Raw genomic sequence first — 1,045 nt, 5'->3', positions numbered from 1 at the left:
CTCCCGGGTCATGGGGAGAAACTTCGTCAGGTCATCTTGTGGAATAGATGACATACTCATTGTTTGAACCACGATTTCGTCGCCTCCTGAGCAAACGCGTACGGCACCGCAGAAGCGAGCGGGCCCGGTAGTTTCATTGTATCCCTTGGCTAATTGGAATGTCGGGCGGTACACCGTATTTTTTCTGTCGGGCGCGTCCCCACGGACAGCCGCCACCCGTCAGGGCGAGCTCCAGTCGCTGAATCCAGCGGGCCCAGCGAATTCCTTTTCGAGCCCGCACACAAATGGGGCACCACTTCTCGCAAAAATCGGGGCTGAAGACAATCGCAAGGAGGCGCTGAACGAGCGTCGTTCGATCCCGGCCGTGCATGACGTTTCCTCCCGGTTTGGGACGAAATGGTTTGGTCTGCGATTCCTCTGTCGGATCATTTGGCGTGACTAAGTTATGACAGGCCTGTTACACCCAAGGGGCGTCTCGCGAGCGGCGTTTGCCCGGGTTCACCCCGATTTTAGCAATGGCGTACTTGTTCCTTGACATTGTTTTTTTGCCCCCATAATATGACGTAAAGAATGTTGCACGCAGGAGGGGCGCGTCATCAGGCTTGGCATTCGTCAAACGTTCAAGCTTGTGGCGTCCAAGGGTGATTGTGTTTCCATGTGATCGCGGAGAGCATCGGTATGACACACGTCGTCTGCAAACCTTGCTATGGATGCAAGTATACGGATTGTGTCGTGGTTTGCCCCGTGGAGTGCTTCTACGAAGGGGAGATGATGCTTTACATCCATCCGGATGAATGCATCGACTGCGAGGCGTGTGTCCCCGAATGTCCGGTGGACGCCATTTTCCTTGCAGATAATGTGCCAGAAGAGTGGAAAGAGTACATCAAAATCAACGCCGAGATGGCGCCCCAGTGCCCGAAAATTACAGAAAAGAAGAAACCGCTCTGCGAGGCGTGATATCGCATTGAACGCCAACTTCCTGGCCCGTCGGCCTTGGCGAGCCAGGGCACAATATCCCCTCGGATAGGGGATGGGGAGTATGAAC

The 1,045-nt window shown here is 54.7% G+C and carries 2 protein-coding genes; one reads left to right on the top strand and one right to left on the bottom strand.

Going from position 1 to position 1,045, the window contains the following annotated elements:
* Positions 1–133 precede the first annotated feature (133 nt).
* On the bottom strand, positions 134–370 hold the full coding sequence (locus tag H5U08_RS19670) for a hypothetical protein (protein ID WP_297037133.1): 237 nt from the start codon (positions 368–370) through the stop codon (positions 134–136).
* 308 nt (positions 371–678) lie between these two features.
* On the opposite strand from H5U08_RS19670, the gene H5U08_RS19665 reads away from it, so the two are divergent.
* The gene (locus tag H5U08_RS19665; protein ID WP_095416234.1) at positions 679–957 is read left to right on the top strand and encodes a ferredoxin family protein; all 279 of its coding nucleotides are present in this window, start codon (positions 679–681) and stop codon (positions 955–957) included.
* The last annotated feature ends 88 nt before the right edge of the window (positions 958–1,045 follow it).

Origin of the sequence: Thermogutta sp., assembly GCF_014359955.1 — a bacterium.
Classification (GTDB): Bacteria; Planctomycetota; Planctomycetia; order Pirellulales; family Thermoguttaceae; genus Thermogutta.
The sequence above is the reverse complement of the archived record's forward strand: the minus strand, read 5'-3'. Positions and strand labels throughout refer to the sequence as shown.

Bases quoted from the DNA above. Each gene is read 5' to 3' on its own strand.
- H5U08_RS19665 (WP_095416234.1), top strand. From the start codon at position 679: ATGACACACGTCGTCTGCAAACCTTGCTATGGATGCAAGTATACGGAT.
- H5U08_RS19670 (WP_297037133.1), bottom strand. From the start codon at position 370: ATGCACGGCCGGGATCGAACGACGCTCGTTCAGCGCCTCCTTGCGATT.